Here is a 359-nt window from a genome sequence, read left to right as displayed (position 1 = left end):
GATGCCGAGACCTACCGCTTCAACCCGTTCGACCTCACCAAGGTGTGGCCGCACGCTGACTACCCGCTGATCAAGGTGGGCACCATGGAGCTGAACCGGAACCCGGAGAACTACTTCGCGCAGATCGAGCAGGCCACCTTCGCGCCGTCGAACTTCGTTCCGGGCATCGCTGCCTCGCCGGACAAGATGCTGCAGGCCCGCATCTTCTCCTACGCCGATGCACACCGCTACCGCGTGGGTACCAACCACGCCCAGATCCCGGTGAACCAGCCCAAGAACCAGGTCAACAACTACAGCCAGGACGGCGCCGGACGTTATCTGTTCAACGCCCCCACCACCCCGGTCTACGCACCGAACTC

General features: G+C 63.2%; 1 protein-coding gene. It reads left to right on the top strand.

The genetic code is table 11. From position 1 onward, the window contains the following. Window positions 1-359, top strand: a 359-nt coding sequence (locus AC1DDS_RS25825; RefSeq protein WP_477481452.1) for a catalase, incomplete at both ends; no start/stop codon positions are given.

The sequence above is a fragment of the Mycoplana sp. 10N416 genome (assembly GCF_056394765.1).
This window is presented reverse-complemented; position numbering and strand designations above follow the sequence as displayed.